Annotated in this window: 18 protein-coding genes and 2 tRNA genes; 12 read left to right on the forward strand and 8 right to left on the reverse strand. The window is 70.6% G+C overall.

Annotated elements, in window-relative coordinates; all coding sequences use genetic code 11:
* Positions 1–8 precede the first annotated feature (8 nt).
* Positions 9–689 (forward strand): AIM24 family protein, encoded by a 681-nt coding sequence (locus HNQ79_RS19450; protein WP_185032790.1) that lies wholly within the window; start codon positions 9–11, stop codon positions 687–689.
* 17 nt (positions 690–706) lie between these two features.
* Positions 707–1,462 carry an AIM24 family protein gene (locus HNQ79_RS19455; RefSeq protein ID WP_185032792.1) on the forward strand — a complete coding sequence of 252 codons (756 nt, stop codon included), beginning with the start codon at positions 707–709 and terminating at the stop codon, positions 1,460–1,462.
* Between the two features lie 137 nt (positions 1,463–1,599).
* On the opposite strand, the gene HNQ79_RS19460 is transcribed toward HNQ79_RS19455, so the two are convergent.
* Positions 1,600–2,121, reverse strand: a complete 522-nt coding sequence (locus HNQ79_RS19460; RefSeq protein ID WP_185032794.1) for an NUDIX hydrolase — start codon at positions 2,119–2,121, stop codon at positions 1,600–1,602.
* Positions 2,118–3,584: a zinc-dependent metalloprotease gene (locus HNQ79_RS19465; protein WP_185032796.1), complete on the reverse strand. Its 1,467-nt coding sequence runs from the start codon at positions 3,582–3,584 to the stop codon at positions 2,118–2,120. The genes HNQ79_RS19460 and HNQ79_RS19465 overlap by 4 nt, the downstream gene beginning before the upstream one ends.
* Positions 3,585–3,775: 191 nt before the next feature.
* Between HNQ79_RS19465 and HNQ79_RS19470 the strand changes: the two genes are divergently transcribed.
* The 4 genes from HNQ79_RS19470 to HNQ79_RS19485 all read left to right on the forward strand — a co-directional run bounded on the left by HNQ79_RS19470 (position 3,776) and on the right by HNQ79_RS19485 (position 7,190).
* A complete protein-coding gene (locus HNQ79_RS19470) occupies positions 3,776–4,906 on the forward strand; it encodes an SDR family oxidoreductase (RefSeq protein WP_185032798.1) in 1,131 nt (376 codons plus the stop codon).
* 124 nt (positions 4,907–5,030) lie between these two features.
* Entirely contained in the window at positions 5,031–5,525 is a 495-nt protein-coding gene (locus HNQ79_RS19475; protein ID WP_185032800.1) for a molybdenum cofactor biosynthesis protein MoaE, read from the forward strand.
* A gap of 193 nt (positions 5,526–5,718) precedes the next feature.
* On the forward strand, positions 5,719–5,964 hold the full coding sequence (locus HNQ79_RS19480; protein ID WP_185033249.1) for a hypothetical protein: 246 nt from the start codon (positions 5,719–5,721) through the stop codon (positions 5,962–5,964).
* A 134-nt stretch (positions 5,965–6,098) separates the two neighbouring features.
* Entirely contained in the window at positions 6,099–7,190 is a 1,092-nt protein-coding gene (locus tag HNQ79_RS19485; protein WP_185032802.1) for a YlbL family protein, read from the forward strand.
* A 75-nt stretch (positions 7,191–7,265) separates the two neighbouring features.
* Here the strand turns inward: HNQ79_RS19485 and HNQ79_RS19490 are convergent, their stop codons facing one another.
* On the reverse strand, positions 7,266–7,847 hold the full coding sequence (locus tag HNQ79_RS19490; protein WP_229923708.1) for a PPA1309 family protein: 582 nt from the start codon (positions 7,845–7,847) through the stop codon (positions 7,266–7,268).
* 173 nt (positions 7,848–8,020) lie between these two features.
* Between HNQ79_RS19490 and HNQ79_RS19495 the strand changes: the two genes are divergently transcribed.
* From HNQ79_RS19495 to HNQ79_RS19510, 4 genes are all read left to right on the forward strand, one after another.
* A complete protein-coding gene (locus HNQ79_RS19495) occupies positions 8,021–10,951 on the forward strand; it encodes a UPF0182 family membrane protein (RefSeq protein ID WP_185033191.1) in 2,931 nt (976 codons plus the stop codon).
* Between the two features lie 72 nt (positions 10,952–11,023).
* Positions 11,024–11,097: transfer RNA gene (locus HNQ79_RS19500), tRNA-Met, on the forward strand.
* A gap of 164 nt (positions 11,098–11,261) precedes the next feature.
* Positions 11,262–13,157 (forward strand): tetratricopeptide repeat protein, encoded by a 1,896-nt coding sequence (locus tag HNQ79_RS19505; protein ID WP_185032806.1) that lies wholly within the window; start codon positions 11,262–11,264, stop codon positions 13,155–13,157.
* A 166-nt stretch (positions 13,158–13,323) separates the two neighbouring features.
* Positions 13,324–13,397 (forward strand) — tRNA-Met (locus tag HNQ79_RS19510).
* A gap of 104 nt (positions 13,398–13,501) precedes the next feature.
* Here the strand turns inward: HNQ79_RS19510 and HNQ79_RS19515 are convergent.
* Positions 13,502–13,912 (reverse strand): Fur family transcriptional regulator, encoded by a 411-nt coding sequence (locus HNQ79_RS19515; protein ID WP_185032808.1) that lies wholly within the window; start codon positions 13,910–13,912, stop codon positions 13,502–13,504.
* A 126-nt stretch (positions 13,913–14,038) separates the two neighbouring features.
* Between HNQ79_RS19515 and HNQ79_RS19520 the strand changes: the two genes are divergently transcribed.
* Positions 14,039–15,514, forward strand: a complete 1,476-nt coding sequence (locus tag HNQ79_RS19520; protein WP_185032810.1) for a catalase — start codon at positions 14,039–14,041, stop codon at positions 15,512–15,514.
* A gap of 131 nt (positions 15,515–15,645) precedes the next feature.
* On the opposite strand, the gene HNQ79_RS19525 is transcribed toward HNQ79_RS19520, so the two are convergent.
* Together HNQ79_RS19525 and hisN are read right to left on the reverse strand one after the other, a co-directional pair.
* A complete protein-coding gene (locus HNQ79_RS19525; RefSeq protein WP_185032812.1) occupies positions 15,646–16,053 on the reverse strand; it encodes a CBS domain-containing protein in 408 nt (135 codons plus the stop codon).
* A 161-nt stretch (positions 16,054–16,214) separates the two neighbouring features.
* Positions 16,215–17,015, reverse strand: a complete 801-nt coding sequence (gene hisN, locus HNQ79_RS19530; protein WP_185032814.1) for a histidinol-phosphatase — start codon at positions 17,013–17,015, stop codon at positions 16,215–16,217.
* A gap of 145 nt (positions 17,016–17,160) precedes the next feature.
* Here hisN and HNQ79_RS19535 point away from each other — a divergent pair, with 145 nt between their 5' ends.
* Positions 17,161–17,748 (forward strand): TetR/AcrR family transcriptional regulator, encoded by a 588-nt coding sequence (locus tag HNQ79_RS19535; RefSeq protein WP_185032816.1) that lies wholly within the window; start codon positions 17,161–17,163, stop codon positions 17,746–17,748.
* 8 nt (positions 17,749–17,756) lie between these two features.
* Here HNQ79_RS19535 and HNQ79_RS19540 read toward each other — a convergent pair whose 3' ends face one another.
* The gene (locus HNQ79_RS19540; protein ID WP_185032818.1) at positions 17,757–18,080 is read right to left on the reverse strand and encodes a DMT family transporter; all 324 of its coding nucleotides are present in this window, start codon (positions 18,078–18,080) and stop codon (positions 17,757–17,759) included.
* 99 nt (positions 18,081–18,179) lie between these two features.
* The gene (gene rsgA / locus HNQ79_RS19545; protein WP_185032820.1) at positions 18,180–19,196 is read right to left on the reverse strand and encodes a ribosome small subunit-dependent GTPase A; all 1,017 of its coding nucleotides are present in this window, start codon (positions 19,194–19,196) and stop codon (positions 18,180–18,182) included.
* Between the last annotated feature and the right edge of the window lie 12 nt (positions 19,197–19,208).

Below are 19,208 nucleotides of genomic sequence, written 5' to 3' on the forward strand. Positions count from 1 at the left end.
CCCGAAGAATGAACCAGCAGCTCGCGGGCTTCGCCCCGACACCGGTCGCGGCCCGCATGGAGAACCACGGCCGCTCCATGGTCAAGGTCGCCATGGCCACCGGCCAGGACCTGTACGCGCGCACCGGCTCGATGGTCGCCTACGAGGGCTTCGTACAGTACGAGCCCAACCCGCCCGCCGTGCGCCAGATCGCCTCGCAGTGGATCACCGGCGAGGGTGCCCCGGTCATGAAGTGCTCGGGCGACGGCCTGCTCTACCTCGCCGACTACGGCGCGGACGTCGTCGTCATCAACCTCGCCAACGACGCCCTCTCCGTCAACGGCAGCAACCTCCTCGCCTTCGACGTCTCCCTCCAGTGGGGTGTCGAACGCGTCAAGGGCCTCGCCAAGTTCGCCGGCCAGGGCCTGTGGAACGTCAAGGTCACCGGCAGCGGCTGGGTCGCGCTCACCTCGCGCGGCACCCCGATCGTGGTGGACTGCGGACGGGGCGAGGACGAGACGTACGTCGACCCGGACGCGCTCGTCGCCTGGTCGCCGAACCTCAAGGTGAAGGGCAAGCGCAGCTTCAAGGCGTCCGCACTGATCGGACGCGGCAGCGGTGAGGCCTACCAGATGGCCTTCTCCGGCGAGGGGATCGTCGTCGTGCAGCCCAGCGAGGACAGCTCGGACCGCCTGCGGGCCAGGCACTGAGGGGGATGGGGAACACCATGCAGAGTCCGCTTTTCGGCTACACGGAACAGCAGTCGGCCGAGCGCTACACCGCGCAGAACCCGCAGCTCCTGCGGGTCGCCCTGACCGGACACGACGACGTCCTCGCCCGCAAGGGCAGCATGGTCGCCTACCAGGGGCTGCTGGAGTTCGACGGCGAGTACCAGTCGAACCCGCAGCAGCGCGCCCGCGCCCACACCGGGGAGGGCCTGGACCTGATGCGCTGCTCGGGGCAGGGCACCGTCTTCTTCGCCAACCTCGCCCAGTACATCCACGTGGTCGACGTCGACCAGGACGGCCTGACCGTCGACAGCAGCTATGTGCTGGCTCTCGACTCGGCACTGCACACCGAGGTCGTCGCCGTCGACAGCCAGTACGGAATCTCCGGCTCCGGCAAGTACCAGACCAACGTCTCCGGCCGCGGCAAGATCGCCCTGATGACCTCGGGGCAGCCGCTGGTGCTGCAGGTCACCCCCGACCGGTACGTCAGTGCCGACGCGGACGCGGTCGTCGCATGGTCGGCGTCGCTGCGGGTGCAGATGCAGGCTCAGACGTACTCCTCGGGGATACGGCGCAGGCGCGGCAACACCGGCGAGGGCTGGGAGCTCAGCTTCCTCGGCCAGGGCATCGTGCTGGTCCAGCCCAGCGAGGTCATGCCGCCGCAGAACGCGGTCATCGGCCAGGGCATGGCAGCGCAGTACGGCGTGGGCCAGCAGGGCGCCCACGGGCAGAACCAGAACAACGCCTGGAGCTAGTCGGCCTCCAGGCGCGAACCGGGCTTACCGCGACAGCGTCCGGAAATCGGCCCGGCACCCGGGCACGAGCCGCGCTCACGTAAGACAGGTAAGGGGCGACCTCCATGAGGCCGCCCCTTACCTCGTGTGCCGTCGGCCTACAGTGCCGCGCGTACGCGTTCCACCAGCCGTACGACCGACTCGTCGGCCACCCCCGCGACCTCGTCGTAGCCGAACCAGCGCAGATCGTCCGACTCGTCGCTGATCGCCTCGACCGCACCCGCCGGGGCGAGCGCCCCGTACTGCACGTCGAGATGCCAGTGGCAGGGAGCCGGAATCGGATGCCGGTCCAGGCGCACCGGGCCCACCGGGAGCAGCGTCAGCCCCGCGATGCCGGACTCCTCGGTGGCCTCCCGCAGCGCGGCGTCCGCCAGCGTCGCGTCACCGCTCTCGCAGTGCCCGCCCATCTGCAGCCACATCTTCAGCTTCCTGTGCAGGGTCAGCAGCACCCGGCCCTGCCGCGCGTCCACCACCAGCGCACTGGCCGTCAGATGCCCGGCGCTGCAGGCCTTCCACATGCCGTCCGGATGCGCCGAGAGATGGTCCAGGTACTGCTGCCGCAGCTCGGGCTGGTCCTCGTACCCCTTGAGTACGAGGACGGCGTCGTCGTGCAGGGTCACTTGCCGCCCTCGGAGTCGGTGCCGTCGGAGTCCGTGCCGTCGGCGTCCGTGTCGCCCTGCTCGTCCTTCTTCTTCAGGTCCGGCTTGCCCGCCGCCTCGCCGAGCATCTTGTCCAGCTCGGAGAAGTCCATGTGCTCGCGGTGCACGAACCCGTCCGGGTCGTCCAGGTCCTGTGCCGTGGGCAGCATGTCCGGGTGTTCCCACAGCCCGTCACGGCCCTCGTGGCCCCGCGCGTCCGTGAGCGAGGCCCACAGCCGGGAGGCGTCCCGCAGCCGGCGCGGACGCATGTGCATGCCGACCAGCGTCGCGAACGTCTGCTCCGCGGGGCCGCCCGAGGCACGCCGCCTGCGCAGCGTCTCGCGGAGCGCGTCCGCCGACGTCAGGCGCGGCTTCGCGGCCTCGTGCACCACCGCGTCCACCCAGCCCTCGACGAGCGCCAGTGCCGTCTCCAGACGCGCCAGAGCCGCCTTCTGTGCCGGCGTGTCCTCCGGCTGGAACATGCCCTGCTGGAGCGCTTCCTGCAGCTGCTCGGGGTTGGAGGGGTCGAGCCCGCCGACCGCCTCCTCCAGCTTGGAGGTGTCCACGGTGATCCCGCGGGCGTAGCCCTCGACCGCGCCGAACAGGTGCGAGCGCAGCCACGGCACGTGCGCGAAGAGCCGCTGGTGGGCGGCCTCGCGCAGCGCCAGGTACAGCCGTACCTCGTTCGCGTCGACGCCCAGGTCCTTGCCGAACGCCTCGATGTTCACCGGCAGCAGCGCCGCCTTGCCGACCGGCCCCAGCGGCAGACCGATGTCGGTCGAACCCACCACCTCGCCCGCCAGCACACCGATGGCCTGCCCGATCTGCTGGCCGAACATGGCGCCGCCCATGGAGCGCATCATGCCGATCAGCGGGCCCGCCATGGCCTGCATCTCCTCGGGCAGCACATCGCCCATGGCCGTGCCGACCCGCTCCGCGACCGGGTCGACCAGCTGCTGCCACGCGGGCAGCGTCGCCTCGACCCACTCGGCGCGGCTCCACGCCACCGACGTGGTCGCGCCGGACGGCAGCGAGGTCACGCCGTCCAGCCAGTGGTCGGCCAGGCGCACGGCCTCCTCCACCGCGGACCGCTCGGCCGCGCCGACACTGGAGTCCTTGGTGCCGTCGGAGGTGCCCTGTGCCACGGTCTGGCGGGCGATGTCCTTGGCCATGTCCCAGTTCACGGGACCGCCCTCGTAGCTCAGCATCTGGCCGAGCTGCTGGAAGGCGGCGCCCAGGTCGTTCGGGTTCATCGCACCGAACATCGCGGCGAAGGGATTGTCACCGCCCGCCCCGCCCATGCCCGGCAGCGCGCCGAAGCCCCCGAAGGGGTTCGACGGACCGCCGCCGGAACCCTGCCCGCCACCGGCAGGGTCCTTCTTCTTGCCGTCGCCGTCCTCCGGCTCCTCCGGCGGAACGCCGAATCCGAATGGGGTGTCGCTCACGGGTTTCCTCGGCTCGTAGGGCCGCCGGAGTTGGCCGGCGGCGGCTGCCCGGCATCTGCACCCAGGGTAGACACCGCAGCGGGTTCGGGGCTCGGTGCTCCGAGGACCCTTGGCCTGCGGCAGGATGGACGACACCTGGTCCGTACGCGCCAACTCGCGTACGTACTGAAGACAACCGCTGGAGACGCCCGGTGAGTTCCCCAGATCCCAAGGTTCGTGCAACAGATTCAAAGGTTCGCGCAACGCGAAACCGATCAACCCCCGCGGCCCGGGGCCCGGTCGTCGCGGTCACCGGTGCCGCATCCGGTGTCGGCGCCCTGCTGACCCGGCGGCTCGCCGAGTCCGAGCACGTCAAAGAGGTCGTCGCCATCGACGAACGGCGCGGCGACACCGACGGCGCGCAGTGGCACATCCTCGACGTCCGGGACCCCGCCATCGCCGAGAAACTGCGCGGCGCGGACGTCGTCGTGCACCTCGCGCTCGACCTCGACCTGGAGTCCGACCCCGCCGCCCGTACGGCGTTCAACGTGCGCGGCACGCAGACGGTGCTGACGGCGGCCGCCGCGGCCGGGGTGCACCGGGTCGTGCTGTGCACCTCCGCCATGGTCTACGGCGCGCTCCCCGACAACGACGTCCCGCTCTCCGAGGACGCCGAGCTGCGCGCCACCGCCGAGGCCACCGGCGTCGGGGACCTGCTCGAGGTGGAGCGGCTGGGCCGCCGTGCCCCGCGTGCCCATCCCGGCCTCAACGTCACTGTCGTGCGCCCCGCCGTCCTCGTCGGCGGTACGGACACCGCCCTCACCCGCTACTTCGAGTCGCCGCGCCTCCTGGTCGCCGCCGGATCCCGTCCCACCTGGCAGTTCTGCCACGTGGACGACCTGGTCAGCGCCCTGGAGTACGCCGTCCTGGAGAAGGTCGAGGGGGAGCTCGCGGTCGGCTGCGACGGCTGGCTCGAACAGGAGGAGGTGGAGGAGATCAGCGGCATCCGCCGCATGGAACTGCCCTCCGCCGTCGCCCTGGGCGCCGCGGCGAGACTGCACCGCATCGGCCTCACCCCGTCCCCGGCCGGCGACCTCGCGTACACGATGCACCCCTGGGTGGTGAGCGTGTCGCGGCTGCACGACGCGGGCTGGCGGCCGCAGTGGACCAACGAGGAGGTCCTCGCGGAACTCCTCAAGGAGGTCGAGGGGCGGCACACCCTGGCCGGTCGCCGTCTCGGCCGCAAGGACGCCACCGCGGCGGGCGCGGCGGGCGCCACGGTCGCCCTGCTCGGCACGGCCGCGCTGGTGCGGCGGGCCCGCAAGGCACGGCGCCGCATCTGAGGCCGGGTACGGGCCGCCGTATCCCGGCGGCCCGTACCGCTTGTAGGAGGCTCCAGACGGCAGGGGCGCCCGCCGGTCGAAACCGCTCTACCGCGCCGACGGCGCGGTACGGCACGATGGCCCTATGGCAGGCACCCCCAGCACCCCCGTCGACGGCTCCACTCCCGACTCCGCCGCCCACCCGGGCGAACAGGCGGCGCCGGACCCGATCCGGCTGCTCGCGATCCGCGACACCGCGCTCTCCCTGGACGAGGTGTTCCGGGCCGTCGGCGAGGACGCGGCGGGCGGCACGGCCCTGTTCGTCGGCACCGTGCGCAACCACGACGGCGGCGCCGACGTCGACGCGCTCGGTTACTCCTGCCACCCGACGGCGGACGCCGAGCTGCGCCGCGTCGCCGAGCGGGTCGTCGCGAAGTTCCCGGTACGGGCCCTGGCGGCCGTCCACCGCGTCGGCGACCTCGCGGTGGGCGACCTCGCGGTCGTGGTGGCCGTCTCCTGCCCGCACCGCGGGGAGGCCTTCGACGCCTGCCGCATGCTGATCGACGACCTGAAGCACGAGGTGCCGATCTGGAAGCACCAGAAGTTCTCCGACGGGGCAGAGGAATGGGTCGGCGCGTAGCGCCGTCGTCGAGGGGTGGCGGTCGGGCGACGGGAGGGCGGGTCGGCGCGTCGCCGTCGTCGAGTGGCGGCGGGAGGGCGGGTGGATCCTGTCCTGTGAGGTGCCGTCGCGGGCGGAACCCGCATAAACCCCCCCGCCGGCAAGCGCCCCGATTTGCGTAACCCGACCCCTGGCCCGAGCGTTGAGGCAGCGGATGGTTAATCTGCTGATCGGCTGGCTGCGATCGCTCGGGTTGTTCAGCGGTCGCTCACTGGGTCAGGAGGTCGGAATGGCTGCTCTCGCCTGGTTGCTGATTCCGCTTTTCGCAGCTGTCGGTGCTGCGATATGGGGAAGCTGGGCTGCTCGAAACCGCACCACCGGCGATGTCGCCGAACTCGCGGGCTACGAGAAATTCCGCGACGCCATGCAGAAGTCGCATCCCGGTTCCGACGCCGCCTGAGGCGTACCGGTCGATGTGTCCCGTTCCGTACGAGAGAGCCGAGGCAAGCGCCCGCGCCCCGTACGGACCGGCCCCAGCCCCGTACGGACCGGCCCCAGCGGTGCACGTCCGGACCCGTCCCGTACTGTCGTTCCATGCCACGCCGCACAGCGACGATGCTCGCCTCCACCCTCGTCCTGATCGCGCTTCTCTGCGCGGGCGTCCTCATCAAAGTCCCGTACTCGGAGATGTCCCCGGGGCCGACGGTGAACACCCTGGGCGACGCGGGTGGCGAGCCCGTGCTGCAGATCTCCGGGCGCAAGACGTACCCGACGTCCGGTCACCTCAACATGACGACAGTCCGCGTCACCGGTGCCGACTACCGGATGAACCTGATGGAGACGGTCTACGGCTGGCTGGCGCACGACAGCATCGTCGTCCCGCACAGCACGCTCTACCCGGACGGCAAGACCGAGGAGCAGTCCACCCAGGAGAACGCCGAGGAGTTCACCCAGTCCCAGGAGACCGCGAAGGTCGCCGCCCTCAAGGCGCTGAAGCTCCCGGTCGCCACGCGCGTGGTCGTCGCGAGCGTCGTCAAGGACAGCCCCGCCCAGGGCAAGCTGCACGCGGGCGACGTGATCCGTGAGGTGGACGGCCGGAAGGTCGAGGAGCCGGGCGACGTCGCCAAGATCGTCACGCAGCGCAAGCCCGGGGAGAAGGTGGTCTTCACCGTCGTGCCTGCCAAGGAGGCGGCCGCCGCGGAGAAGGCGCACAGGGCGCAGCCCACGGCCACCGAGAAGATCACCGTGACGACGAAGAAGGCAGACGACAACGGACGGGCCATCGTCGGCATCCAGGCCGGGACCGATCACACCTTCCCGTTCACGATCGACATCAAGCTGGCCGACGTGGGCGGTCCTAGTGCGGGCCTGATGTTCTCGCTCGGCATCGTCGACAAGCTCACCGAGGGCGACATGACGGGCGGGAAGTTCGTCGCCGGCACCGGCACGATCGACGAGAAGGGCAAGGTCGGCCCGATCGGCGGCATCCAGATGAAGACGGTCGGCGCGCGCAAGGCCGGCGCCCAGTACTTCCTGACGCCGAAGGAGAACTGCGCGACGGCCGCCGCCGACGTCCCCGACGGCCTCACCCTCGTGCGGGTGGACACCCTCGACGACGCGGTCAAGTCGATGGAAGGCATCAAGAAGGGCGACACGGCCGGCCTGCCGAAGTGCTCGACGGGCTGACCGGCCGCCCCTGCATGTCAGGACATGCGTGTCCCGGCGAAGTCCGCACGAGGAACGGGCCGACCGGCCACCGCGCTACGACTCGAAGGTCGCCGCCAGCGCCTCGGCGAGTCCCGGCACCAGGTCGGGGCCCGTCAGCACCTCGTTGGGCGAGTCCTTCTCGCGCAGCCGGATCGCCGACTCGCGGGCCCCGCCGCGCAGCACGGCCACCGTCATCCGCACCTCCTGCCGGTCCGGGTGCGCGGCCACCCACTGGGTGAGCTGCTTGCCCTTCATCCCCTCCGGCACGGACGCCTCCGCCGACGGGGGCAGCATCAGACGCTCCACGGTCAGCGCACAGCCGACGACCGCGTCGGGCCAGGCGATCGTGCCGAGGAACTCGTCCAGCGCCTTGCCGCGGGGAATCTCCTCCTGCTCGATCGGCGTGTACCCGGCGGCACTCGCCGCGTCGATGCCGAGCTGCGAGGCGAGCCCCGGTTCCTGCTTGCGCAGCTTCGCCGTGTCGACCAGGGCGAACAGCCGTGCGGGCTTGTCCCAGCCGAGGCCGGACGCGTACTCGTCGATTTCCAGCGCGGCGCGCGTCAGTGGGCTCGCCGCCATCGGCGTACCCGGCGCGGGCATCGGAGGGGTGTGGTCTGAGGGGGAGGAGTTGGACATGGTGAATATCCTGCCTCCTTCGGCCCCCAAAGCGGGAACTGAGTAAAGCTTCAGTAAGTTGCATAGGTACGGCCCTGCGACCGCGGGGCCGGTACGACCGCTCCACACGACCGCTTCACCCATACGCTCCGTACAAAACAGCGAACTTCGAGGTGCGCACGTTGGCTTTCCAGATGCCGGACCGCGGCGGAGGCCCGACCGGGCCACGGATCAGAGTGGGCCGGCCTTCCCGGCGTGCCCGGACCCTGCTCATGACACTGGGCGTACTGGCCGTGCTGGCCATGGCGTTCGTCATGTTCGCGGGGTTCTGGACGGACTGGCTCTGGTACCGATCGGTCAAGTACTCGTCCGTCTTCACCACCACTCTGTGGACCAAGATCGGCCTGTTCGCCGTCTTCGGTCTCCTCATGGCCGCAGCCGTCGGTGTGAACATCTGGCTGGCGCACCGGCTGCGGCCGCCGCTGAGCGCCATGTCGATGGAGCAGCAGAGCCTCGACCGCTACCGGATGGGCCTGGCACCGTACAAGAAGTGGGTGCTGATCGCGGTCACCGCCCTCGTCGGGCTGATCGCGGGCGCGTCCGCCGCCGGACAGTGGCGCACCTGGCTGCTGTGGGTCAACGGAACGATGTTCGGGCAGAAGGACCCGGAGTTCGGTCTGGACGTCGCGTTCTACGCGTTCGACCTGCCCTGGTACCGCTTCCTGCTCGGCTTCGGCTTCGCCGCCGTGGTGGTCTCGCTGATCGCCGCCGCCCTGGTGCACTACCTGTACGGCGGGCTGCGCCTGACCAGCCCCGGTGCCCGCGCGACCGCCGCCGCCACCGGCCACCTCTCGGTCCTGCTCGGCGTGTTCGTCACGCTGAAGGCCGTCGCCTACTGGCTCGACCGGTACGGGCTGGCCGTGAAGTCCAGTGACTTCAAGGCCACCGGCAACTGGACCGGCCTGCGCTTCGTCGACGCCAACGCCTACCTTCCGGCGAAGACGATCCTGTTCTGCATCGCCGTCATCTGCGCCGTGCTGTTCTTCGCGACGCTGTGGCGCCGCACCTGGCAGCTGCCGGTGATCGGCTTCGGCCTGATGGTGCTCTCGGCGATCCTGATCGGCGGGCTCTACCCGGCGATCGTGCAGAAGTTCCAGGTCCAGCCGAACGAGCAGGCCAAGGAAGCCCCGTACATCAAGAAGAACATCGAGGCGACCCGCAAGGCCTACGACATCGACGGCGCCAAGGTCACCGACTACAAGGGCGCGGGCGACAACGGCGACAACGCGAAGCTGCGCAAGGACGCCGACACGGCGGCCAGCTACCGCCTGCTCGACCCGAACGTGGTGTCGCCGACCTTCCGCCAGCTCCAGCAGGAGCGGAAGTACTACCAGTTCCCGCAGACCCTCGACGTCGACCGCTACAACGGCCAGGACACCGTCATCGGCCTGCGCGAGCTCGACCTCAAGGGCATCCCGAAGCGGAACTGGATCAACGACCACTTCTACTACACGCACGGCTACGGCGCGGTGAGCGCCAAGGGCACCTCCGTCAACGCGGACAACGAGGGCGGCCCCGAGTTCACCGAGTCGGGCCTGCCGTCCAGTGGCGTGCTCAGCGAGAAGGCCAAGTACGAGCAGCGGATCTACTACGGCGAGAAGACCGAGCAGTACTCGATCGTCGGTGGCCCGCAGCGGGAGCTCGACTACGAGAAGAACGGCGAGCCCACCAAAACCACCAGCTACAAGGGCAACAGCGGCGTCAGCCTCTCGAACCCGTTCAACCGTGCGGCCTACGCCGTCACCATGAGCGAACCGCAGATCCTGTACTCCGGTGCCATCGGCGACGGCTCGCGGATCCTGTACAACCGCACGCCCAAGCAGCGCGTCGAGGCCGTCGCCCCGTGGCTGACCATCGACGGCGACGCCTACCCGGCGATCATCGGCGACCGCATCCAGTGGATCGTCGACGCCTATACGACGACGAACGGCTACCCGTACGCGTCGCGCACCGTGCTCGGTGACACCACGACGGACTCGCTGACCACCAACCAGCGCGCCGTCGTCGCCCAGCAGAACCAGGTCAACTACATCCGCAACTCGGTGAAGGCCACCGTCGACGCCTACGACGGCTCGGTCAAGCTCTACGAGTGGGACGAGAAGGACCCGGTCCTCAAGACCTGGCAGAAGGCCTTCCCCGGCACGGTCGAGGACAAGAGCAAGATCCCGGCCGTGCTCAAGGAGCACCTGCGCTACCCGCAGGACATGTTCAAGGTCCAGCGCGAGCTGCTCACCCGTTACCACGTCACGGAGCCGAAGCAGTTCTACAGCGGTTCCGACGCCTGGCAGGTCCCGGACGACCCGACGACCACCGCCAAGGGTGCCGTGCCGCCGTACTACCTGAGCCTGAAGATGCCCGGCGACACGGAGCAGAACTTCTCCTTGACGACGACCTTCACGCCCAACGGACGCCCCAACCTCGGCGGGTTCATGGCGGTCGACGCCGATGCGGCCAGCCCGAGTTACGGCACCATAAGGCTTCTGCGGGTCACCGGTGACGTACTGGGTCCGCAGCAGGTGCAGAACCGGCTGAGCACCAACCCCGACGTCACGGAGTTCGTCCGCAACACCAAGGGCGCCAACTCGGACATCGAGTACGGCAACCTGCTGACGATCCCGCTCAACGACGGGTTCCTGTACGTCACTCCGGTGTACGCGCAGGGCAACAACGCCCAGTACCCGCTGCTGAAGAAGGTCGGCGTCTCGTACGGCAAGGAGACCGTCTTCAAGGACAGTCTCGCCGAGGCGCTGAACGCGGTCTTCGGTGAGCAGGGCGCGGAGACGCCGCCGGACAAGGGCGACGGCACGACCAGGCCGCCCGCCGCCGGCACCGACCTCCAGAAGGCCATCACGGACGCCACCGCCGCGTACGAGGAGGGCCAGAAGGCCCTCCAGAAGACGCCGCAGGACTGGGTGGCCTACGGCAAGGCCCAGGAGAAGCTCCAGGAGGCGCTGGTGCGGGCGGCCGACGCCCAGAAGGCGGCGCCGCCGGCGAAGCAGGACCCCAAGGCTCCCGCCGACCCCAAGGTTCCGGCGGACCCGAAGGATCCACCGAAGAGCGACTGATCGCCGGGAACGAGCAGTAGCCGGCCGGAAAAGGGCTCCACCCCGCACCGTGGTACGGTGGGAAAACAACGACGCGGGGTGGAGCAGCTCGGTAGCTCGCTGGGCTCATAACCCAGAGGTCGCAGGTTCAAATCCTGTCCCCGCTACTGAACAGACGAGGGCCCGGATCCATTGAGGATCCGGGCCCTCGTCGTATGTCCGTACACCGTATGTGTTTGACTTGTCGCCCTGTGGGCATGTCGACAAAACGCTGAAGTGACCTCAATGGCTGCGGTATACCAGGTGTACCCGGGTTGCGGGTGGTGCGACGATGAAAACTATGGGGGACAGGGCAACTCTGTTGGAGACAGGGCGGGTTGACACAGACCGTGTGGAGCTGCGGCGGGCCGACGAAGGCACCGACACCGCCACGGCGGAGGACGAGGCACGCCACCGGCACGCTGCCGAGGAGGGCGACACCGAGTCCATGAGCGTCCTCGGCGCCCTTCTGCTGCGCCGCGGCGACCTGGACGGCGCGGAGCCCTACCTGCGCGCGGCCACCGCCGAGGGCGACCGGGCCGCCGCCAACAACCTCGGCGTTCTGCTGCACCAGCGCGGATACGCCGAGGAGGCCGCGGGATGGTGGCGGATCGCCGCCGTGGCCGGCTCCGCGGCCGCCGCCCACGCCCTGGGCCGCCACTTCCGCGAACGCGGCGACGAACCCGCCGCCGAGTACTGGCTGCGCCAGTCCGCCGAACACGGCCACGCCCTGGGCGCCTACGCCCTCGCCGACCTCCTCGAACACCGGGGCGACGTCGGGGCGGAGCGCTGGCTGCGGGCCGCCGCCGAGCAGGGGCACCGCGAGGCCGCGTACCGGCTGGCCCGGCTTCTCGACCGCCGCGCGGGCACCCCCACCGGCGGCGGACCCGCCGCCGACGTCGCCAACCGGCGCGGCATCACCTGGGACACCGACCCCCGCATGCTGCGCACTTCCTCCACCGCCCCCGGCGAGAAGCCGCCCGCGCTGGAGGCCGAGCAGTGGTACCGGCAGGCCGCCGCACGCGGGCACCGCAGGGCAGCCCTGCACCTCGGCGTCATCCTGGAGGCCCGGGGCGAGCTCAAGGAGGCCGGGCGCTGGTACCTGACCTCCGCCAAGGACGGCGAGCCGCGCGCCGCGTGCGCGCTGGGCTTCCTGCTGCGCGACGCCGGTGACGAGGAGAGCGCCGCCGTGTGGTGGCTGCGAGCGGCCCAGGAGGGCGACGGGAACGCCGCCAACGCCCTGGGGGCCCGGCATGCCGCGCGGGGCGAGCAGCAGACCGCCGAGCGCTGGTACCGGGCCGCCCTGGACGCCGGCGACATCAACGGCGCGTACAACCTGGGGCTGCTGTGCGCGGCCCAGGGGCGTACGGCGCAGGCGGAGCAGTGGTACCGGCGTGCCGCGTACGCGGGCCACCGGGAGGCCGCCAACGCGCTGGCCATCCTGCTGCTGCAGGGCGGTGACGCGTCCGGTGCCGAGCCCTGGTTCTCCAAGGCCGCCGAGGCCGGCAGTGTGGACGCCGCCTTCAACCTGGGCATCCTGCACGCCGGCCGCGGCGAGGAGCGGGCCGCCCTGGAGTGGTACGAGCGGGCCGCCGCGGCCGGGCACACGGAAGCGGCCCTCCAGGTCGGCATCGCCCTGCTCAGGGACGGCGACGAACGCGAGGCCGAGGCGCACCTGCGGCGCGCGGCGGGCGGCGGCAGCGCGGAGGGCGCCTTCCGGCTGGGGATGCTCCTGGACGCCCGTCAGCCGCCGTCCGGGCCCCCCGTCCTCGGTGAGTCCGTCGACGAGAAGTCCGAGTGCGAGGAGTGGTACGAGCGGGCCGCCGAGCAGGGGCACCGGCGCGCGCAGGTGCGGGTGGGGATGCTCGCGGCCGGGCGCGGCGACATGGCGGGCGCGGCGAAGTGGTACCGGGAGGCGGCCGAGGCGGGGAGCCTGGGCGGCGCCTTCAACCTGGGGCTGCTGCTGGCGCGCGAAGGACGCGAGTCGGAGGCGCAGCTGTGGTGGACCAGGGCCGCGCACGCCGGGCACGGCCGGGCGGCGCTGCGGCTGGCGCTGCTGGCGGCCCGGCGGGGCGAGCTGGGCGAGGGCGAGCGGTGGTGCGTACGGGCGGTGGAGCTGGGGCCCGCGGAGGTGGCGGAGCGGGCGGCGAGGCTGCGCGACGCGCTGCACCAGGAGCTGACCGCGTAGGACCCGCTGCCGGCACCGGCTCCGGAGGGCGGCGGGGACAGCCTGCTCGGAACGGGCCGGCGGTCGGGCATCCGGCTCGGCCGGCGGCGCGGGCGTCCGGCTCCGGGCGGTGGCGCGGAAACGATTTGCGCTGGTCGGGGGTGCGACGTAGGGTTGGGTCTACCGACGCGGGGTGGAGCAGCTCGGTAGCTCGCTGGGCTCATAACCCAGAGGTCGCAGGTTCAAATCCTGTCCCCGCTACTGAAGAAGCAGTGCAGACCTGAGGCCCGGAACTCGAAAGAGTTCCGGGCCTCAGGTCGTTTTCGTGGTGCGAGCCGAGCCGGGCGAGAGCCCGCGCCCGGCGGCTACGCGCAGTTCGGGCAGATGCCCCGGTACGTGACTTCCACGTCGGAGATGGTGAAGCCGAAGCGCTCCGTGTCCGGCAGGTCGCCGAGCAGGTTGCCCGCGGGGTGCACGTCACGGATGGCGCCGCACCTCGCGCACACCAGGTGCTGGTGGGGGCGGTGGGCGTTGGGGTCGTAGCGCTTGGCGCGGTGGTCCGTGGAGACCTCGATGACCTCGCCCAGGGAGACCATCTCGCCGAGGGTGTTGTACACCGTGGCGCGGGAGATCTCCGGCAGCTTGTCGACGGCGCGTGCGTGCACCTCGTCGGCGGTCAGATGCATGTGGTCCCCGTCGAGGACCTCGGCCACGACGCGGCGTTGCGCGGTCATGCGCCAGCCCCGCCCGCGCAGTCGTTCAAGAAGGTCGCTCATGTCTTCCAGCCTAACAGGGAGGGGACTCAGTCCCGAACGGATGTGAATCTGGATGCCCGCTTGACTTAGACAGTGTCCATTGTAGGATCAGGAAAAGCGATAGACCGAGGACAGGAACTGTCAGTAATGACGCAGGAGGCGCACGTGACGTCGCAGGGACCGCTCACCACCGAGGCCGGCGCGCCGGTCGCCGACAACCAGAACAGCGAGACGGCCGGTGTCGGCGGGCCCGTACTCGTCCAGGACCAGGCGCTGCTGGAGAAGCTCGCGCACTTCAACCGCGAGCGCATCCCGGAGCGTGTCGTGCACGCCCGCGGCGCCGGTGCGTACGGCACCTTCACGCTCACCCGCGACGTCTCGCAGTGGACGCGCGCCAAGTTCCTCTCCGAGGTCGGCAAGCAGACCGAGACCTTCCTGCGCTTCTCCACGGTCGCCGGGAACCTGGGCTCCGCGGACGCCGTCCGTGACCCGCGCGGCTTCGCGCTGAAGTTCTACACGGAGGAGGGGAACTACGACCTCGTCGGCAACAACACGCCCGTCTTCTTCATCAAGGACGCCATCAAGTTCCCGGACTTCATCCACACGCAGAAGCGCGACCCGTACACGGGCTCGCAGGAAGCCGACAACGTGTGGGACTTCTGGGGTCTGAGCCCGGAGTCGACCCACCAGGTGACCTGGCTCTTCGGCGACCGCGGCATCCCGGCGACGCTGCGCCACATGAACGGGTACGGCTCGCACACGTACCAGTGGAACAACGCCCAGGGTGAGGTCTTCTGGGTCAAGTACCACTTCAAGACCGACCAGGGCATCAAGAACCTCACCACCGACGAGGCCAACCAGCTCTCCGGCATGGACCCCGACAGCCACCAGCGCGACCTGCGCGAGGCCATCGAACGCGGCGAGTTCCCGTCCTGGACCGTGCAGGTGCAGATCATGCCGGCGGCCGACGCGGCCACGTACCGCTTCAACCCGTTCGACCTCACCAAGGTGTGGCCGCACGCGGACTACCCGCCGATCGACATCGGCAAGCTGGAGCTCAACCGCAACCCGCAGAACATCTTCGCCGAGGTCGAGCAGTCGATCTTCAGCCCCGCGCACTTCGTGCCGGGCATCGGCCCGTCCCCGGACAAGATGCTCCAGGGCCGTCTCTTCGCGTACGGCGACGCCCACCGCTACCGCGTCGGCATCAACGCCGACCACCTGCCGGTGAACCGCCCGCACGCCACCGAGGCGCGCACGAACTCCCGTGACGGCTACCTGTACGACGGCCGCCACAACGGCGCCAAGAACTACGAGCCGAACAGCTTCGGCGGCCCCGCCCAGACGGGCGTGCCGCTGTGGCAGCCGGTCCAGGTGGCAGGTGCGACGGGCAACCACGAGGCCCCGTCCCACGCCGAGGACGACGACTTCGTGCAGGCGGGCAACCTCTACCGCCTCATGTCGGAGGACGAGAAGGGCCGCCTGATCGAGAACCTCGCCGGGTTCATCTCGAAGGTGTCGCGCGACGACATCGCCGAGCGCGCGGTCAACAACTTCCGCCAGGCGGACGGCGACTTCGGCAAGCGGCTGGACGCCGCTGTCCAGGAGCTGCGCAGCAAGTAGTTCGGCGCGAAGTACGAGTGGTGCGGCCGGTGGGCCGGGTTCCCCTGGGGGCCCGGCCCACCGGCCTGTGCGTGGGTCCACTCCGACTCTCCGTACGGGCAGGAGCCGCTCTCCGTAGGGTCAGGAGCCGCTCAGCCCGCCAGGGACGCCGGATGGCGGTGGCTCGGGGCCCAGCAGCGGATGATGTCGCGGACCGAGACGACGCCTATCGGCTCGCCGTGGTCGTCGTCCAGCACGATCAGGTGGCGGAAGCCCCCGTGCGACATGGCGGCGGCGGCCTCCTCCAGGGTCCAGGACGGGGAGGCGAAGACGACGTCGGTGGTGGTGTGGGAGCCGGCGGTCTCCAGGTCGGGATCCTGGTCGGCGCCGATGCAGTTGAGCACGTCGCGCTCGGTGAGGATGCCGAGGCCGCTGGTGTCGTGGTCGAGGACGATGGCGGCGCCGACGTGACGGACGGACATCAGTCGGGCGGCCTGACGGAGGGTGTGGGCGGGGCCGATGGTGAGGACCATGGTGCTCATGGCGTCGCGGACGAGCATGGAGAACAGCCACCTCCTGGGAGTGAGTCCGCACGAGAACGGATTCACAAGTTCACAAGTGAGTGAACTTTCAGAGTGGCAGCCCCGCGAGGGGTCAACAAGAGGCAGTCAGAGGCAAGTTGAGGGGCGCGCGACGAAACGCCACGCGCCCCTCGGTGAACTCAGTACCGCTGGTTGAGGTACCCCAGCAGCTCGTCGTGGAGCAGTCCGTTGGACGCCGCCGCGTTGCCGCCCTCGACGCCGCGGACGCCGTCCAGGCTGGTGAAACGGCCGCCCGCCTCCTCGACGATGATCGCGTTCGCGGCCATGTCCCAGAGGGAGAGTTCCGGTTCCGCGCAGATGTCCACGGAACCCTCCGCGACCATCATGTACGGCCAGAAATCGCCGTACCCGCGGGTGCGCCAGCAGGCCCGGGTCAGGTCCAGGAAGCCGTCCAGGCGGCCCTGCTCCTCCCAGCCGGCGAGCGAGGAGAACGCGAAGGACGCGTCGGCGATCTGCGGGACCTTCGACACCTGCAGCCGGGTCGCGGAGGTCAGGCTGCGGCCGGTGTACGCGCCGCCGCCCTTCGCCGCCCACCAGCGACGGCCCAGCGCGGGCGCCGACACCACTCCGACGACCGGGTGGTAACCGCCCTCGCCCGCCTCCATGAGCGAGATCAGCGTGGCCCACACGGGAACGCCGCGCACGTAGTTCTTCGTCCCGTCGATGGGGTCGATCACCCAGCGGCGCGGTCCTGTGCCCTGGAGGCCGTACTCCTCGCCGAGGATCGCGTCGCGCGGACGGGCGCGGTGCAGCTGGCCCCGGATCAGCTCCTCGGCCGCCTTGTCGGCCTCGGTCACCGGCGTCATGTCCGGCTTCGTCTCGACCTTGAGGTCCAGGGCCTTGAACCGGTCCATGGTCTGGGCGTCGGCGGCGTCGGCGAGGACATGGGCGAGGCGCAGGTCATCGTGATAGTCGGGCATGGGCACCACAGTATCGAGCGGAATCGGGCAGGGCCCCTACGGGACCGCAGCGGCAGGCCGGTGCCGGGCCGGGCGTGCCGTCGCGCGCAGGCACCCTTGACAGTTCGTGAGGTGCCGTCAACGCTGGCAGCCGGGAGGCGATGCTGTGCCCACTGCCCGAGAAGCCCTGTTGGACGCCGCCCGCACCACGCTCGCGGTGCGGCCCTGGACGGCGATACGGATGGTCGACGTGGCCGCGGCGGCAGGGGTGTCCCGGCAGACCCTCTACAACGAGTTCGGCAGCAAGGACGGGCTGGCGCGGGCCCTGGTGCGGCGGGAGGCGGACGCCTTCCTGGCCGAAGTGGACCGCATCCTCGCCGACCGCACCGGTTCCGACGCGGACCGGCTCACGGGAGTGGCCGAGTGGATCGTACGGGCGGCCCGCGCCAATCCCCTGGTCCGGGCCCTGCTCAGTGGCTGCTGGTCGGAACGGCTGCCCTCGGGGCGGGCCGCACGCGGGATCCCCGCCGCCGCGGCCGGACCGGCACAGCAGCGGGCGGACGGCGGGGCACCCGACGCGGCGGCGCTATTGACGCTCGTACGGGACCGGACACGGGAGGTGTTGGGGGACGGGCTGCCCTGTGAGGCGGTCCTCCGGGTGGCGGTGTCCTGGGTGGTGGCTCCCGGCCGCCCGGAGGACGGCCCGGTGGCGGAGTTGGTGCGCGGTCTGGTGGCCGCCACCCGGAGGGACTGACGCGGGGACTAGTGCGCGGAGCCGGAGAGCTGCAGGCCGATGACGCCGATGATGACGAAGGAGATCGACACCAACTTCAGGGTGGAGACGACGTCGTCGAGGAAGACCATCCCGTAGATCGCCGTGCCCGCCGCGCCGATGCCCGTCCAGACCGCGTACGCCGGACCCACGTCCAGCTTCTTCAGGGCCAGCGTGAGGAGGCCGAAGCTGCCCAGGGCGAAGGCCCCGAAGGCGATCGTCGGCCAGAGTCTCGTGAAGCCGTGGGACAGCTTCAGGCAGACGGCGAAGCCGGTTTCCAGGATTCCGGCGACCACCACCAGCAGCCACGCCATGTGAGTGTCTCCCTTGTCGGCCCGAGTCGGTGACTGCTTGGTCTCGCTCGGTGCGATTATGCCTTCAACCAAAGGGACGCAGGGGCGAATGCCGAGGGTTCAGTCGCCCTCGCGCCGCTCCCGGGTGGCGAGCAGCCGGCGCAGCGAATACAGCCGGGCCGGGTCCGCGTGCCCGTCCGCGACCCACTTGTCCAGGGCGCACTCGGGCGCGCTGTCGTCGTGCGTGCAGCCGCGCGGGCACTGCTCCGTGCCCGGCTCCAGGTCCGGGAACGCGTTGAGGACGCGCGAGGGGTCCACGTGGTGCAGGCCGAAGGACCGCACGCCCGGAGTGTCGATCACCCAGCCGGCGTCTCCCGCCAGGGGCAGTGCGAGCGCCGAGGTGGTGGTGTGCCGACCGCGGCCGGTGACCGCGTTGACGTGCCCGGTGGTGCGCCTGCGGTCCGCCGGGACGAGGGTGTTGACCAGCGTCGTCTTGCCGACGCCGGAGTGTCCGACGAAGGCGGTGATCTTCCCGTCGAGGTGCTCGCGCACGACGTCGCTCGCCGCCCCGTTCTCCAGCTCCGCACGGCTCGTGACGATGTACGGCACGCCCAGCGGCACGTACATCTCCAGGAGCTCATCGGCGGAGGCGAGGTCCGACTTGGTGAGGACAAGCAGCGGTGTCAGACCCCCGTCGTACGCTGCCACCAGGCAGCGGTCGATCATGCGGGGGCGCGGCTCCGGATCGGCCAGGGCGGTCACGACGGCGAGCTGGTCGGCATTGGCGACGACGACCCGCTCGAACGGATCGTCGTCGTCGGCGGTGCGGCGCAGGACGGAGCTGCGCGGTTCGATACGGACGATGCGGGCGAGGGTGTCCTTGGTGCCCGACAGATCCCCGACGATCATCACCCTGTCGCCCACGACCGCCGCCTTGCGGCCCAGCTCACGGGCCTTCATCGCCATGACCGTACGGCCCTCGACGAGGCAGGTCAGGCGCCCCCGGTCCACGGTGAGAACCATGCCCTCCTGGGCGTCCTCGTGCTTGGGCCGGATGTGGGTGCGCGGGCGGTTGCCCTTGCGGTTGGGGCGGACGCGGATGTCGTCCTCGTCGGGGTTCTTGCCGTAACGACGCATGGTGTTCCCGTC

Source organism: Streptomyces candidus (assembly GCF_014207445.1).
Lineage (GTDB): Bacteria > Actinomycetota > Actinomycetes > Streptomycetales > Streptomycetaceae > Streptomyces > Streptomyces candidus.

Bases quoted from the DNA above. Each gene is read 5' to 3' on its own strand.
- HNQ79_RS19450 (WP_185032790.1), top strand. From the start codon at position 9: ATGAACCAGCAGCTCGCGGGCTTCGCCCCGACACCGGTCGCGGCCCGC.
- HNQ79_RS19455 (WP_185032792.1), top strand. From the start codon at position 707: ATGCAGAGTCCGCTTTTCGGCTACACGGAACAGCAGTCGGCCGAGCGC.
- HNQ79_RS19475 (WP_185032800.1), top strand. From the start codon at position 5,031: ATGGCAGGCACCCCCAGCACCCCCGTCGACGGCTCCACTCCCGACTCC.
- HNQ79_RS19480 (WP_185033249.1), top strand. From the start codon at position 5,719: ATGGTTAATCTGCTGATCGGCTGGCTGCGATCGCTCGGGTTGTTCAGC.
- HNQ79_RS19485 (WP_185032802.1), top strand. From the start codon at position 6,099: ATGCCACGCCGCACAGCGACGATGCTCGCCTCCACCCTCGTCCTGATC.
- HNQ79_RS19490 (WP_229923708.1), bottom strand. From the start codon at position 7,847: ATGTCCAACTCCTCCCCCTCAGACCACACCCCTCCGATGCCCGCGCCG.
- HNQ79_RS19495 (WP_185033191.1), top strand. From the start codon at position 8,021: ATGCCGGACCGCGGCGGAGGCCCGACCGGGCCACGGATCAGAGTGGGC.
- HNQ79_RS19505 (WP_185032806.1), top strand. From the start codon at position 11,262: ATGAAAACTATGGGGGACAGGGCAACTCTGTTGGAGACAGGGCGGGTT.
- HNQ79_RS19515 (WP_185032808.1), bottom strand. From the start codon at position 13,912: ATGAGCGACCTTCTTGAACGACTGCGCGGGCGGGGCTGGCGCATGACC.
- HNQ79_RS19520 (WP_185032810.1), top strand. From the start codon at position 14,039: ATGACGCAGGAGGCGCACGTGACGTCGCAGGGACCGCTCACCACCGAG.
- HNQ79_RS19525 (WP_185032812.1), bottom strand. From the start codon at position 16,053: ATGCTCGTCCGCGACGCCATGAGCACCATGGTCCTCACCATCGGCCCC.
- hisN (WP_185032814.1), bottom strand. From the start codon at position 17,015: ATGCCCGACTATCACGATGACCTGCGCCTCGCCCATGTCCTCGCCGAC.
- HNQ79_RS19540 (WP_185032818.1), bottom strand. From the start codon at position 18,080: ATGGCGTGGCTGCTGGTGGTGGTCGCCGGAATCCTGGAAACCGGCTTC.
- rsgA (WP_185032820.1), bottom strand. From the start codon at position 19,196: ATGCGTCGTTACGGCAAGAACCCCGACGAGGACGACATCCGCGTCCGC.